Annotated in this window: 1 protein-coding gene; it reads left to right on the top strand. The window is 70.5% G+C overall.

The window, feature by feature from the left end; translation table 11 throughout:
* Window positions 1-156: 156 nt before the first annotated feature.
* Window positions 157-451 (top strand): hypothetical protein (locus R5H29_RS02510; RefSeq protein WP_332328688.1); only part of this gene is annotated, 295 nt, incomplete at its 3' end.

The following is a 451-nucleotide window of genomic DNA, read 5'->3' as shown; positions in this document are numbered from 1 at the left end:
CGGGGCGGCCGCTCGCATGAAGCGCCAGCGCCTCCTCGGCCGTGATGCGGTTCGCGGTATCGCCGTCGGCCAAAATCATCTCCCTCACCCTGTGGCGGCAGGTTCGTCCCCACCCCGGCTTCTGGCAAGCGCGCTCGGTGGGGCTATAAGCGCCGCATGGCGGATGGCGCGCAAAAGCCCGGGCACGCCGCGCCACGGCCAAGCGCCGAGGGCGCGAGCCCGGCCCTGGCCCAGTGGTTCACGCTGAAGGAGCGGCATCCCGACGCCCTGCTGTTCTTCCGCATGGGCGATTTCTTCGAGATGTTCTTCGCCGACGCCGAGGCTGCGAGCGCCGCGCTGGACATTGCGCTGACCCATCGCGTCGAGCATGGCGGGGTGCCGATCCCGATGTGCGGCGTGCCGGTGGCGACGGCCGATCTGTATCTCGCCCGCCTGATCCGCCGTGGCTTCC

The sequence above is a fragment of the Stenotrophomonas sp. A3_2 genome (genome assembly GCF_036624925.1).
Classification (GTDB): Bacteria; Pseudomonadota; Gammaproteobacteria; order Xanthomonadales; family Xanthomonadaceae; genus Stenotrophomonas; species Stenotrophomonas hibiscicola.
The sequence above is the reverse complement of the archived record's forward strand: the minus strand, read 5'-3'. Positions and strand labels throughout refer to the sequence as shown.